General features: G+C 69.4%; 10 protein-coding genes. 1 reads left to right on the forward strand and 9 read right to left on the reverse strand.

Going from position 1 to position 12,712, the window contains the following annotated elements:
• Window positions 1-2: 2 nt before the first annotated feature.
• From ampD to AVKW3434_RS07160, 5 genes are read right to left on the reverse strand one after another with little or no spacing between them, the layout of a single operon-like run.
• Window positions 3-644, reverse strand: a complete 642-nt coding sequence (gene ampD, locus AVKW3434_RS07140; protein ID WP_284405302.1) for a 1,6-anhydro-N-acetylmuramyl-L-alanine amidase AmpD — start codon at window positions 642-644, stop codon at window positions 3-5.
• The gene (locus tag AVKW3434_RS07145; RefSeq protein WP_284405303.1) at window positions 628-2,130 is read right to left on the reverse strand and encodes a sigma-54-dependent transcriptional regulator; all 1,503 of its coding nucleotides are present in this window, start codon (window positions 2,128-2,130) and stop codon (window positions 628-630) included. The genes ampD and AVKW3434_RS07145 overlap by 17 nt, the downstream gene beginning before the upstream one ends.
• Window positions 2,131-2,148: 18 nt before the next feature.
• Window positions 2,149-3,855, reverse strand: coding sequence for a two-component system sensor histidine kinase NtrB (locus tag AVKW3434_RS07150; protein WP_284405304.1), 1,707 nt, complete (start codon window positions 3,853-3,855; stop codon window positions 2,149-2,151).
• 13 nt (window positions 3,856-3,868) lie between these two features.
• Complete coding sequence (locus tag AVKW3434_RS07155) at window positions 3,869-4,090, reverse strand: PP0621 family protein (RefSeq protein WP_284393112.1); 222 nt, start codon at window positions 4,088-4,090, stop codon at window positions 3,869-3,871.
• Window positions 4,087-4,884, reverse strand: a complete 798-nt coding sequence (locus tag AVKW3434_RS07160; RefSeq protein WP_272567294.1) for a cytochrome C assembly family protein — start codon at window positions 4,882-4,884, stop codon at window positions 4,087-4,089. Before AVKW3434_RS07160 ends, AVKW3434_RS07155 begins: the two co-directional genes overlap by 4 nt.
• A gap of 89 nt (window positions 4,885-4,973) precedes the next feature.
• On the opposite strand from AVKW3434_RS07160, the gene ffh reads away from it, so the two are divergent.
• On the forward strand, window positions 4,974-6,353 hold the full coding sequence (gene ffh / locus AVKW3434_RS07165) for a signal recognition particle protein (protein WP_272567296.1): 1,380 nt from the start codon (window positions 4,974-4,976) through the stop codon (window positions 6,351-6,353).
• Window positions 6,354-6,645: 292 nt separating this feature from the next.
• Here ffh and mdoH read toward each other — a convergent pair whose 3' ends face one another.
• The 4 genes from mdoH to AVKW3434_RS07185 all read right to left on the reverse strand — a co-directional run bounded on the left by mdoH (window position 6,646) and on the right by AVKW3434_RS07185 (window position 12,706).
• On the reverse strand, window positions 6,646-8,718 hold the full coding sequence (gene mdoH / locus AVKW3434_RS07170; protein WP_284405305.1) for a glucans biosynthesis glucosyltransferase MdoH: 2,073 nt from the start codon (window positions 8,716-8,718) through the stop codon (window positions 6,646-6,648).
• A 404-nt stretch (window positions 8,719-9,122) separates the two neighbouring features.
• Window positions 9,123-10,523, reverse strand: coding sequence for a sigma 54-interacting transcriptional regulator (locus AVKW3434_RS07175; RefSeq protein WP_284405306.1), 1,401 nt, complete (start codon window positions 10,521-10,523; stop codon window positions 9,123-9,125).
• Window positions 10,524-10,542: 19 nt separating this feature from the next.
• The gene (locus AVKW3434_RS07180) at window positions 10,543-11,256 is read right to left on the reverse strand and encodes a hypothetical protein (protein ID WP_284405307.1); all 714 of its coding nucleotides are present in this window, start codon (window positions 11,254-11,256) and stop codon (window positions 10,543-10,545) included.
• Complete coding sequence (locus AVKW3434_RS07185) at window positions 11,246-12,706, reverse strand: sensor histidine kinase (RefSeq protein ID WP_284405308.1); 1,461 nt, start codon at window positions 12,704-12,706, stop codon at window positions 11,246-11,248. Before AVKW3434_RS07185 ends, AVKW3434_RS07180 begins: the two co-directional genes overlap by 11 nt.
• Window positions 12,707-12,712 lie beyond the last annotated feature (6 nt).

A 12,712-nucleotide genomic window follows, 5' to 3' on the forward strand; every position in this document is an offset into this window, starting at 1 on the left:
AATTATGGCGGTGGTCGGGTTGACTTCCGTGGAAACACGGCGGGTGGCCAAGGCAGGTCCGCTCGAAGCCGCTGCCAGTCGAAGCCCGGCCCCGGGTCCTGTTTTCTGCCGGGGGCCACATCTTCGTGGCCTGCCACGTGGGCGATGGGGTAGCGCAGCGGCAGGTCGGCGCAAAGCCGCGCCAGGGTGGCGTATTGGGCGGGCTCGAAGGTCTGGCCCTCCAGCCCTTCCAACTCGATGCCGATCGAGTCATCGTTGCAGTTGGCGCGGCCCCGATAGCTCGACGGCCCGGCATGCCAGGCCCGCAGATCGCAGTCCACAAATTGCCAGAGCCGGCCGTCGCGCTCGATGAAAAAGTGGGCCGACACCTGCAGCCCGCGGATGCCGGCGTAGTAGGGGTGCGCATCCCAGTCGAGGGTGTTGGTGAAAAGCCGGTGCACCTGCCCGCCGCCGTATTCGCCGGGGGGCAGGCTGATCGAATGCACGACGATGAGATCGATGACCGCCTGGGCGGGGCGGGGGCCGAAGTTGGGCGAGGGCTCGCGCGTGGCGTCCCGGTACCAGCCGCCGTCCCACACCGGCCTGCCCCCCGCCTCCGGGCAGGGCACTGGGCCGGGGTGCGGTGCCTCATTCGCTGTCGTCATTCGCGTCGCTGTCGTTGGGCGCGGCAATGTCCAGGCGGGCGATGCGGTAGCGGATCTGCCGCAGGCTGATGCCCAGCCGCGCCGCGGTGGCGGTGCGGTTGAAGCCGGTATCCCGCAGGGCCCGCACCAGAATCTCGCGCTCTTGCTGGTCCAGCCAGGCCTGCAGGTCGCTCGGCAAGGGCACGGAGGCGGCCGGGTTGGCGCTGCGCGGTGTGCCGTTGCCGGGCGGATCCCCCCCGGGGGCGGGCGATGCGCCCGCATCGGCGCGCGCGGCATCGGCGGCCGAGGCATGCGGGGGCTCCACGTGCAGCTCTTCTCCATCGCTCAGGGCGACGGCGCGGTGCAGCAGATTTTCCAGCTCGCGCACGTTGCCGGTCAGCGGGTGCATGGCGATGCGGTCGAGCGCGTTCTGCGTGAGGGGCGGCACCGGCGCGCCCGATTCCTGCGCGATGCGCGCCAGCAGCGTGGCGCACAGGGCGGGCAGGTCTTCGCGGCGTTCCCGCAGCGGCGGGATGACCACTTCGATCACGTTGAGGCGGTAATACAGATCCTGGCGAAACCGGCCGGACTGCACATCGGCCGACAGGTCGCGGTGGGTGGCGCTGACGATGCGCACGTCCACGGTCTCTTCCCCCGTGGAGCCCAGCGCCCGCACGCTGCGTTCCTGGATGGCGCGCAGCAGTTTGGACTGCATCGCCAGCGGCAGGTCGCCGATCTCGTCCAGGAACAGCGTGCCGCCGCGCGCCGCCTGGAAGTAGCCGTCGCGGTCCTGCGTGGCACCGGTGTACGAGCCCTTGCGCGCACCGAAGAACTCGGCTTCGAGCAGGTTTTCCGGAATGGCGCCGCAGTTGACGGCGACCAGCGGTCCGTCCGCGCGCTGGCTGCTGGCATGCAGCGCGCGCGCCACCAGCTCCTTGCCGGTGCCGGATTCGCCGCGGATGAGCACGGGCGCCATGCTGCGCGCCACCTTGGCGATGCGCTGCTTGACGTTGCGCATGGCCTCGGACTCACCCACCAGCCGGTCCAGCGACAGCGTGGTGCCGCCGGCCACGGCCTCTTGCGGGGCGCGCAGCGCGGTGCCGGGGCGGGCCGAGCGGGGCGGCGGCACGCCGCCCGTGCCCTGGACCGCCGATGCGACGACCGAGCGGAACTGCTTGAGGTCCACCGGCTTGGTGAGGTAGTCGAAGGCGCCCGAGCGCAGGGCCTCCACCGCGTTCTCGGCCGAGCCATAGGCCGTCATGACCACGCAGCGCTCGCGCCGCTGCTGGTCGCGCAGCTCGTGCAGCAGTTCCATGCCGAAGCCGTCCGGCAGGCGCATGTCGGTGATCACGGCGTCGAACTTGCGGGCTTGCAGCTGCTGGCGGGCCTCCTGCAGGTTGCCTGCCGTCTCGACCCGGTAGCCCTCGCGCAGCAGCGTCAGCTCGTACAGGGTGCGCAGGTCGGGTTCGTCATCGACGACGAGGATCGTGGCGGCGTTGGCGTTCATGGACAGGTGCGGGCAGGGTCAGACGACGATTGTGTCAAACAGCGTGGTGTTCGGGTCCTGCGGCCGGGCGTTCTTGCGGAACACGACCGTGAACGCGTTGCCGCCGACCGCACCGCGCGGCAGGTTGCGGGTGAGGCGCTGGTAGCCGATCGACGCGCCGTGCCGCTGGCACAGCTCGCGGCAGATATAGAGGCCCAGCCCGCTGGAGCGGCTTTCCGAGGAAAAGAAGGGCTCGAACAGGTGGCGCTCCACGGTCTTGTCCAGCGGCGCGCCGTCGCTCCACACCTGCAGCGCCACGGCGCCGGCCGCGCCGACATAGGTGGCCACGTAGAGCGAGTCGGGCTCGCCGCCCATGTAGCGCAGCGCGTTGTCGAGCAGGTTGACGAGCACGCGGCGCAGGTGTTCGGCATCGAACTCCACGGGCGCGCGGTTCGCCTCCAGCGCGAGCTGGGCCCGGCGCTTGCCCGGGTCCTGCGCCTGCCAGTCGCTCCAGACCTGCGCGACCGCATCGCACAGCACGACGGTGGAAGCGGGGGCGTGGCTGATCTGGTGCTGCACCCGGGCGATGTCCAGCACCTCCTCCGCGATGCGGGCCAGCCGCTCGGCGTTCTGCTGCACCATGTGGGCGAGGCGCTTCTGGCCGGGCTCGTGCAGTTCTTCTTCCAGCAGGGCATTGGCCTGCATGATGGCCGCGAGCGGGTTGCGGATCTCATGGGCCACGGCGGCCGACATGCGGCCCATCGAGGCCAGCTTTTCGGTGCGCAAGCGCGCCTCCATCTCGCGCAGGTCGTGCAGGAACATCACGCACAGGTGCTCGCCCCCGGTCTCGCGCGCGATCTCCTGCGACGACGTGAGCCACGCCCGCACGTGCAGCGCCAGCGGGCTCTGCCCCGGGTGCAGCACGTCCACGTCGGCGCTTTGCGGCTGGCCTTTCTGGAAGGTCTGGCGCGCCATGGCCAGCAGTGGCTTCCAGGGCGAGGAATGGGCCATGGAGAACGGCAGGGCGTGGCGGGCGTTGGTGCCCAGCAGCCGCAGCGCCGCGGGGTTGGCGATGCGCACGGTGTCGCGCTGGTCCAGCACCAGCACGCCGTCCGACAGGTTGTGGATGACCAGGGCGCTCACCTGCTCCTGCACCTTGGCTGCCATCTGGCTGGCCTGGGCCAGCTGCTGCTCCCGGTTCAGGCGCGAGGCGAGCTGGTGCACCAGGTAGGCGACGATGAAGTAGCCCGTGCCGGTGAGGGCCGTCTGGAAATAGCGCTGCGTGGCGTCGGAGCCGCCGCTGCTGCCCAGCCACCAGGCCCATGCCAGCAGCAGCAGCGTCACCGCCGCGGTCGTGCCCAGGGCCAGGGTCAGCGTGCCCAGCACGCCGGCCATCAGGATGGGCAGGCCGAACAGGGGCGTGAAGTTCATGGAGCCCACGTGCAGGATCTGCAGCGTGCTGATCAAGGCCAGGTCCACGCCGATCGAGCACATCCACTGCAGCCACGAATGGGGCCCGGGCGGCGCATTGCCGGCCAGCACCAGCAGCAGCACGGTGGCCACCAGGTAGCCGGCGCAGATGCCCAGCAGCAGCGGTTCGTAGGACTGGTTCAGCGCCACGCCCAGGCCCTGCAGCAAGAGCAGGGCGGCGGCCACCATGATGCGGCCCGACAGGAAGCTGCCCCACAGCCGGGCGAAGGGGGCGTCGGCCGACAGCAGGGCGCTGGCGCGTTTCAGGGCCGGCACGGGCGGGGGCCTTTCACGCCGGCCCTTGGCGCTGGTGCTCGGGACTGCAGTAGCTCGCGCCGCCGTCGGTCAGCGCCTCGGAGCGGGGGATGTGCATGCCGCACCGGGCGCAGGACACCATGGCCTGCGGCAAGGCGGGGCGCGCCGAGGTCGGCGGCGGCATCTCCCGGCGCCGCTGGTTGCGCCACACGCCGAACGCGATGACCAGCACCGCCAACAGGACGAGGTATTTCATGCGGCGCGTCCCAGGACCACTTCGAGCACGAAGCGCGAGCCCACGTAGGCCAGCAGCAGCAGGCCCGCGCCGGCATACAGCACGCGCACGGCGCTGCGCCCGCGCCAGCCGAAACGCGCGCGCCCGATCAGCAGCACCGCGAACGTGATCCACGACAGGACCGAGAACACCGTCTTGTGCTCCCAGTTCCAGGCCCGGCCGTACAGCGTTTCGCCGAACAGCCAGCCGGCCACCAGCGTGGCGGTGAGGAGCACGAAGCCGGCCATCACGAAGCGGAACGTGAGGCGCTCCAGGGTGAGCAGGGGAATGCCGCTGTGCGGGTCCGCGGCCTGGCGGATCTTGCGCTCCGCGCGGGTCATGAGCCAGGCGTGGACCACGGCGGCGGCGAACAACCCGTAGGACGCGATGCCCAGCGCCAGGTGCAGCGGCAGCCAGGCGGATGCGTTCACGTGCAGGGGCTGCCCCGGAAACAGCAGCGCGAGCACCACCGCCACGGAGCCCAGGGCGCCCAGCAGCCAGCGGGCCTGGAGTTCGGGAAACATCTGGCGTTCGACGGCATACACGGTGAGGACCAGCCATGCCGTCATGGAGAGGGCGGGCGCGAAACCGAAGTGCGGCGTGCCTCCGAGGAGGCTGTAGGCCAGCACGGCCGCGTGCAGGCCCCAGGCGACCCAGAGCGCGGTGCGGCCCGTTTTGCCGCCGAACCGCGCGGCGGCCACGGCGGGGGCGGCGTAAGCCATCGCCGCGGACAAGGCCAGCAGCCAGCTGACGGGAGACGCACTGGGTAAAATCATGGACTCACAGTTTAGCCCTTCGCCCGCCCCCGGCGGACCTGCCTGCGGCACCAGCCGCCCAGGCACAGGGGCACTTCCGGAACACTCCTATGGCCTCCGCCCTTACCGAAAAACTCACGCGACTCGTCAAGGAGATGCGCGGCCAGGCCCGCATCACCGAATCCAACGTCCAGGACATGCTGCGCGAAGTGCGCATGGCGCTGCTGGAGGCCGACGTGGCCCTGCCGGTGGTGCGCGACTTCATCGCCCGCGTGAAGGAAAAGGCCCTGGGCCAGGAGGTGCTGGGCTCCCTCAAGCCGGGGCAGACGCTGGTGTCCATCGTGAACCGCGAACTGGCGGCCACCATGGGCGAGGGCATCGCCGACATCAACTTGGCGGCCCAGCCGCCCGCGGTGATCCTGATGGCCGGCCTGCAGGGCGCTGGCAAGACCACCACCACCGCCAAGCTCGCCAAGCACCTGATCGAAAAGCGCAAGAAGAAGGTGCTCACCGTGTCGGGCGACGTGTACCGGCCCGCCGCCATCGAGCAGCTCAAGACGGTGACGGCGCAGGCCGGCGCCGAGTGGTTCCCGAGCACGGCCGACCAGAAACCCCTGGACATCGCCCGCGCGGCCATCGACTACGCCAAGCGGCACTACTTCGACGTGCTGCTGGTGGACACGGCCGGGCGCCTGGCCATCGACGAAGCCTTGATGAACGAAATCAAGGAACTGCACGCTGCGCTGAACCCGGTCGAGACGCTGTTCGTCGTCGATGCCATGCAGGGGCAGGACGCCATCAACACCGCCCGCGCCTTCAAGGAGGCGCTGCCGCTCACCGGCATCGTGCTGACCAAGCTGGACGGCGACTCGCGCGGCGGCGCGGCGCTGTCGGTGCGCCAGGTGACCGGTGCGCCCATCAAGTTCGCCGGGGTGTCCGAGAAGATCGACGGCCTGGAAGTGTTCGATGCCGAGCGCCATGCCGGCCGCATCCTCGGCATGGGCGACATCGTCGCGCTGGTCGAGCAGGTGAGCGCGGGCGTGGACATGGAGGCGGCGCAGAAGCTCGCGGCCAAGGTCAAGAGCGGCGACGGCTTCGACCTGAACGACTTCCTGTCGCAGCTGCAGCAGATGAAGCAGATGGGCGGCCTGTCCAGCCTCATGGACAAGCTGCCGGCCCAGTTCTCCGCCAAGGCCGGCCAGGTGGACATGGACAAGGCGGAGAAGGACATCCGCCGCAAGGAAGGCATTATCCAGAGCATGACGCCCCTGGAGCGCCGCAAGCCCGAGCTGATCAAGGCCACGCGCAAGAAGCGCATCGCCGCCGGCTCCGGTGTGCATGTGCAGGAGGTGAACCGCCTGCTGAACGAGTTCGATCAGATGCAGGGCATGATGAAGAAGATGAAGGGCGGCGGCCTCATGAAGATGATGAAGCGCATGGGCGGCATGAAGGGCCTGGGCGGCGGCGGGATGCCGAAGCTGCCGTTCTGACCCGAGCCCCTACGCCCGCCGTGCCGGGCGGACCGCAGGCACCGGTGGTGGCAGTTTGCTATCAGAAATATAGCGATATGCCCTAGGGAATCATGCGCTGGAGCCCGAAAAGACTTTGATCTGTCGGCGCCTGCGCTTGGTGGATGGAGCCCGATCTCCGAGCTTGGCCGATCGCCACGCGCTCGCACCGGCCCGGTCACCATTCACCTTCCCATAGAAAAAGCCGACCCGAGGGTCGGCTTTTTCATTGAAGCGCCGCGGTGGGTGGCGCGCGTTGGCAGGTGGATGCCGTTCAGGCCGCCTTCAGCACCGGGGCTGCGGAACGCAGGGGGCGGTTCTTCAACTGGGTGGCATGCATCCATGCGCGGCGCAGGACGGGCGGAGACCATGCCTCTTCGGGGATCAGCAGCAGGCGCTGGGCCCGCACGGCACGGCCCAGGGCGATCTGGCTGGAAACCACCACCAGCGGGATGGACAGGGCCAGCGGCAGGCCGACGGGCATGAGCCAGATCAGCGCGCTCGGGTCGATCAGCGCCACGCCCAGGCCCAGCAGGGCGATCACGCCGGTCATCGGGGCCAACTGGCGAACCGCGTCGCTCCAGGGCACGGCGTTGGCTTCGCGGGGAGGCGATTTCCATTCCAGCTTCAGGCCGGTGAGGGCGATGATCACGAACAGCGAATGGGCCAGCATGCGGATCGGGGCCTGCAGGATGGCCAGCACGCTTTCCAGGCCGGCGCTCTTGATCAGGCTGGCGGTGCCGCCGTACTGCTTTTGCTCGCCCTTCATGAAGATCGCTGCCACGCCCAGGGCGCGGGGCAGGAACAGCATGCACAGCGTCCAGGCCCAGAGCGCCATCAGTTCGCTGGGCAGGATGTTCCAGTCGGACACCAGGCGGGCGCCGGCCAGCCACAGGGCCGTGCCGAAGGTGATGAAGGCCAGCCACAGGGGCGCCGACAGGTAGGCCATCGCGCCGGTGACGAACATGGCGCGGTGCACGGGGTGGATGCCGGGCTCGGCCATCAGGCGGGCGTTCTGCAGGTTGCCCTGGCACCAGCGGCGGTCACGCTGCAGCTCGGACAGCAGGTCCGGCGGTTGTTGCTCGTAGCTGCCGACCAGGTCGGACACCAGCCACACGTGGTAGCCGGCACGGCGCATCAGGGCCGCTTCCACGAAGTCGTGCGACATGATGCCGCCGCTCATGCCGCCGGTGCCCTTGATCGGGGCCAGCGCGCAGTGTTCCATGAAGGGCTGCACGCGGATGATCGCGTTGTGGCCCCAGTAGTGGGACTCGCCCAGTTGCCAGAACTGCATGCCCAGCGTGAACAGGCGGCCCGTCACGCGGGAGGCGAACTGCTGTGCACGGGCGTGCAGGGTGACGTGGCCGATGGCCTGGGTGGCGGTCTGGATGATGCCGGCGCGGGGATGCGCTTCCATCAGCTTGGCCATGGAGACGATGCAATCGCCGCTCATCACGCTGTCGGCGTCGAGCACGACCATGTAGCGGTAGTCCTTGCCCCAGCGGCGGCAGAAGTCGGCCACGTTGCCGGCCTTGCGGTGGCTGCGGCGGGTGCGCAGGCGGTAGTACACCTCGACCTGCGGCTGGTTGCCGTTGGCGGCCAGGGCGGCGCGCAGGTCTTCCCATGCGGCGCGTTCGGCGGCGGCGATTTTGGGGTCGTAGCTGTCGGACAGCACGAACACGTCGAAGGTCTTGGCATGCCCCGTGGCGGCCACGGATTCGCAGGTGGCGCGCAGGCCGGCGAACACGGTGGAGACGTCCTCGTTGCAGATCGGCATGATGATCGCCGTGCGTGCATCGGCGTTCAACGGGTTGTTGCGCACGCTGGCGGCGGACAGCGCGTGCGCGTCGCCCCGCAGCATGACCCAGAAGCCCATCACGCCGGTCAGGAAGCCGGTGACGACCCAGGTGGAGAGCAGGGCGAACAGGGCGAGTTGGCCGTATTCGAGCCAGGCGCTGTCGTAGCTGGGCTGCACGCCTGCGAACAGCGTGGTGGCGAGCGCGCTGCTGGCCACGGTCAGCAGCATGAACACCAGGCGGCGCTGCTGGGCGGCCTGTTGCCACGTTTCGGTGATTTCGGAGCCTTCCGCGGGGCGGTTGCGCTGGCCGTTCAGGCGCATGAGCAAGGCGGTGCCGATGCTGTTCCAGAAGCCGCGCCATGGCAGGGGTGCCATGGAGCCGCGGTGCACCGGCGGTGCGGTGAGCGAGTTGGGGTGGCGTTCTTCGCGCAGCGTGCTGCGGTCAGAGGCCACCGGCCGGGGGTACGTGGCGCCGCGCCGCGCCACCACGGCGGGGGCGTGCGCGACAGCGCCGACACGTCCTGCACGGGAAGATTGATGTGGGTCCATGGTTCCCTCACTGCGAAGTTGGGTTGTCGTTGGGGAAGAAGCGGCCGTCCGGCTTTCGGCGACAAACGCGCCGAAGGCCGAGGACGGGGCCGGACGCGCAGAGGTTTCACCCCGGGCCGCCTGTGCCGGTGGCTGTCCTGCAGCCACTGCTGCTGCAGGTGTCCGGTTCGCATCAGCGCGGTGCGCTGGGCGGGCGGTGGAGGAGGAAATTTCTTGCGTCATGCCGGTCTATAGGGCAAACCCTGTGCCAGCTTCTAAAAGTCTTTTTAAATCAAAGACTTACGACGTTTTTGGTCTGTAAGTGGTTGTGCGGCGCAGCAAAACCACCTGAAAACGGCCGAATCTGTCGGGATTCAGCGACCCATCCCTGGGTCGGAAACCATATTTCCTTTTAAATCAACGACTTAGTCCTGTCGCTCATCGGCGACATCGTCTGCCGCACCCGCATCGGCCTTGAAATTGCCGGGGGTCAGCGCGTGCTTTTGCAGCAGCCGGTAGAACTCGGTGCGGTTGCGCTGCGCCAGGCGGGCGGCGTCGGCCACGTTGCCGTCCGTCATCTTGAGCAGGTCCACCAGATACTCCCGTTCGAACCGCTGGCGGGCCTCGGCGAAGCTGAGCACCTGGGCCGAGGGCGTGCGCAGGGCGCGCTGCACGAGGCCCAGCGACACCAGGGGCGTGGTGGACAGGGCGCAGACCTGTTCCACCACGTTGAAGAGCTGCCGCACGTTGCCGGGCCAGGCGGCAGTGGTCAGCGCCTTCAAGGCCTCCGGCGAGAAGCCGGACAGGCGCTTGTCGTACTTTCGGGCCAGGTTGTCCAGGAAGTGATTGGCCAGCAGCGCGATGTCCTCGCGCCGGTCGCCCAGCGTGGGCAGGGTCAGCGTGACGACATTCAGGCGGTAGTAGAGGTCTTCCCGGAACTGGGCGGCGGCCATGGCCGTTTCCAGGTCCCGGTGGGTGGCCGAGATGATGCGCACGTTCACCGGCGTCGCCTGGCTCGCGCCCACCGGGCGCACGGCACGCTCCTGCAGCACGCGCAGCAGCTTGACCTGCAGGGCAGGCGGCATATCCCCGATTTCGTCGAGCAGCAGCGTGCCGCCATCCGCCGCCTGGAACAGGCCCTTGTGGTTGGTCACCGCATCGGTGAACGCGCCCTTCATGTGGCCGAACAGTTCGGATTCGAGCAGCGCCTCGGGAATGGCGCCGCAGTTGACCGCCACGAAGGGCCGGTTGGCGCGCGGACTGGCGCGGTGGATGGCGCGTGCCAGCAATTCTTTGCCGGTGCCGCTGTCGCCCAGCAGCAGCACGCTGGCATCGGACTGCGCCACCATGTGGGCCTCGGCCAGCAGGTCCGCCATGCGGTTGGAGCGGCTGATGATCTCGGCGCGCCAGGCGTCGTCGGCGCGGGTGGTCTGCGCCGTGGGCGTGCTGAACGCCAGGGCCTGGGCGATCTTGTCCAGCAGGTCCTTGGCGTCGTAGGGCTTGGTGAGGTAGGTGAAGACGCCGCGTGCCGTGGCCTCCACCGCATCGGGGATCGTGCCGTGCGCGGTCAGCAGGATGACCGGCAGCGAGGGGTGGCGCGAGCGCACCTCGTCGAACAGCGCCAGGCCGTCGCGCCCCGGCAGGCGCACATCGCTCAGCACGAGCTGGGGACGGTCGATGTCCAGCTGCGCGAGCGCGGCCTCGGCGGAGGTCACCGCCGTGACCTCGTATCCCGCGCCCTGCAGGCGCAGGGACAGCAGCCGCAGCATGTCGGCGTCGTCGTCCACCACAAGGATGCGTTGGCGGTGTCCGGAGGAAGCTTTCATGGTGGCGATCGGTTGGCGGTCAGCGTTGGGGTTCTGCGGCGGGCGGGGGTTGCGCGCCCTTGGCGGGGTCGTTGACGCCGCCGGGCCGCGCGTTCAGGCTGCGCTCGATGGCGCGCATGGCCTCCAGCCGGTCGTTCAGCTGGTCGATCCGCCGCTGGGCATCGCGCAGTTGCTGGTTCTGCCGGTCCAGCTGGTCTTCCAGCCGGCGCTGCTGCAGCAGCCGGCCTTCCAGCAGGCGGGCCAGGGGATGCAAGGCCGGCGCGGGCGCCGTGGTGTCGGCCATCACGCGCTGCACCAGCCCGAGGGCCCGGGCCGTGTCGGGCGGCTGGCGCGTGTGCATGAGCACGATGGCCAACTGCAGCGGCTTTTCGGGCGACTGCTGCTGCGCGTTGGACAGCTGCGTGATCTCGGCGGCAAGCTCCGCCGTGCCCATGCTGCGCACCTTGTCCGCGTACTGCAGCATCTGCCGCGGAACGGAAGGTCGCTGGCTGCCGTTGTTGTCCTTGCTGGCGGGTTCGGACACCGGGGCGGGGGGCTCGTCGGGCTCTTCCTTCGGCGGCGGGGCGGTGGGCGCGGGCACTTCCACGGGCGGAGGTGGCGGTGGCGCCGCCGGCGGTGGATTGGCGCAGCCCGTGCTCAGCAGGGCCACCGCCAGCAGCAGGCCGGCCGGCCCGGCGCTGCGCGCACCGAAGACCGCTCGCGGGACGGAGTGCGACGGGAAATCAGGAGACATGGGGCAATTCAATGCGGAAGGGGGTGCGTTCGCCGTCTTCCACCAGGGTGACGTGACCGCCGTGGGCGCTCACGTATTCCTGGACGATGGACAGGCCGATGCCCGTGCCGCGTGCGGCGTCCTCGGGTTGGCGCACACCCCGGTAAAACGGTTCGAAGATGCGGGAGCGGTCATTCTCATGCACTCCGGGGCCGTCATCCGCGAAATCGATGCGAATCCGGTCGGGAAAACGTGACAAGGTGATCCGAATCGTTCCGCCGCGCGGCGAAAACCGGATGGCGTTCGACAGCAGGTTGCTGACCGCCGGGGCGATCTTCTCCGCATCGATCTGCAGCGCCACCGGCGCGCCCTCCACCACCACGTCGAGCTTCTTGGCCTGCCAGTGCAGGCGCTGCGCCTCCACCTGGCTTTCGATGAGCGCGAGGAGGTCGGTCTCCGCGCGGCGCAACTGGCGCGCCTCGAACGCCGCCGCGTTGAAGCGCAGCAGCGCCTCGATCTCGCCCTGCAGCACCAGGGTGTTCTGGTGCAGGATGTCCACCACCTCGCGCTGGCCTTCGGTCAGCTCGCCCGTCACGCCGTCCTGCAGCAACGCCACGCCTTCGCGCATTGACGCCAGCGGCGTTTTGAGTTCGTGGGAGACATGCCGCAGAAAGCGGGCCTTGTCGGCATCCAGCTCCAGCAGCCGCATGCGCAGCCATTCCAGCTGCTGGCCCACGCGGCGGATGTCCACCGGGCCGGACAGGTCCACCGCCTGCGACAGGTCGTTCTCGCCCAGCAGGCGGATGGCGTGCTCCATGCGCTTGAACGGCCGGGCCAGCCAGATGCCGAAGGCCAGCGCCAGGGCGAGCGCCAGCACGATCACGCCCACCACCTGGTGCGTCACCTCGCGCCGGCTGGCCTCGATCTTCTCCAGCAGCTCGGTGCTGCGCTGCGCATTCATGTCCTGCACGGTCTGGGCGATGGTGCCGTTGAGCGCGTCCAGTTCGAGGAACAGCGCCGCCACCACCCGCTCGTTTTCCAGCGACAGCGCCGCGGGGCCGTCCAGCAGCGACGTGACATCGCCCAGGTGCTTGCGCCACTGGTTGGCCAGGTCCGGCGGCAGGCCCTTGGCCTCCAGCCGCTGCAGGATGTCGCGGGCCTCGCGCGAGACCTCGTCGAACCGCCGCCGCAGCGACTTGTCGGCCAGCACCAGGGACTGGCGCGCCGCGCGCTCCAGTGTCTGGCTGCGCCCGTTCAGGCTCTGCGCCGAGGCGTTGAGCTGGATCGCCTCGGCCGCGCCGTTGCGGCTCTGGCCCATCAACTGCTCCAGCGTGAAGATCGCCCGCAGCGAACTGGCGCCCAGCAGCCCGGCGATCAGGAGGAAGGCCAGCAGCAGCATCTGCTGGAACGACAGGCCGCCCAAGGCCGCGACCCCTTGCTGCCGGCGCAGGAAGCGCATTGCGAATGCCACGCCCAT

The organism is Acidovorax sp. SUPP3434, from assembly GCF_030159015.1.
In the GTDB taxonomy this organism is placed as follows: Bacteria; Pseudomonadota; Gammaproteobacteria; order Burkholderiales; family Burkholderiaceae_C; genus Paracidovorax.

Bases quoted from the DNA above. Each gene is read 5' to 3' on its own strand.
- ampD (WP_284405302.1), bottom strand. From the start codon at position 644: ATGACGACAGCGAATGAGGCACCGCACCCCGGCCCAGTGCCCTGCCCG.
- AVKW3434_RS07145 (WP_284405303.1), bottom strand. From the start codon at position 2,130: ATGAACGCCAACGCCGCCACGATCCTCGTCGTCGATGACGAACCCGAC.
- AVKW3434_RS07155 (WP_284393112.1), bottom strand. From the start codon at position 4,090: ATGAAATACCTCGTCCTGTTGGCGGTGCTGGTCATCGCGTTCGGCGTG.
- AVKW3434_RS07160 (WP_272567294.1), bottom strand. From the start codon at position 4,884: ATGATTTTACCCAGTGCGTCTCCCGTCAGCTGGCTGCTGGCCTTGTCC.
- ffh (WP_272567296.1), top strand. From the start codon at position 4,974: ATGGCCTCCGCCCTTACCGAAAAACTCACGCGACTCGTCAAGGAGATG.
- mdoH (WP_284405305.1), bottom strand. From the start codon at position 8,718: ATGGACCCACATCAATCTTCCCGTGCAGGACGTGTCGGCGCTGTCGCG.
- AVKW3434_RS07175 (WP_284405306.1), bottom strand. From the start codon at position 10,523: ATGAAAGCTTCCTCCGGACACCGCCAACGCATCCTTGTGGTGGACGAC.
- AVKW3434_RS07180 (WP_284405307.1), bottom strand. From the start codon at position 11,256: ATGTCTCCTGATTTCCCGTCGCACTCCGTCCCGCGAGCGGTCTTCGGT.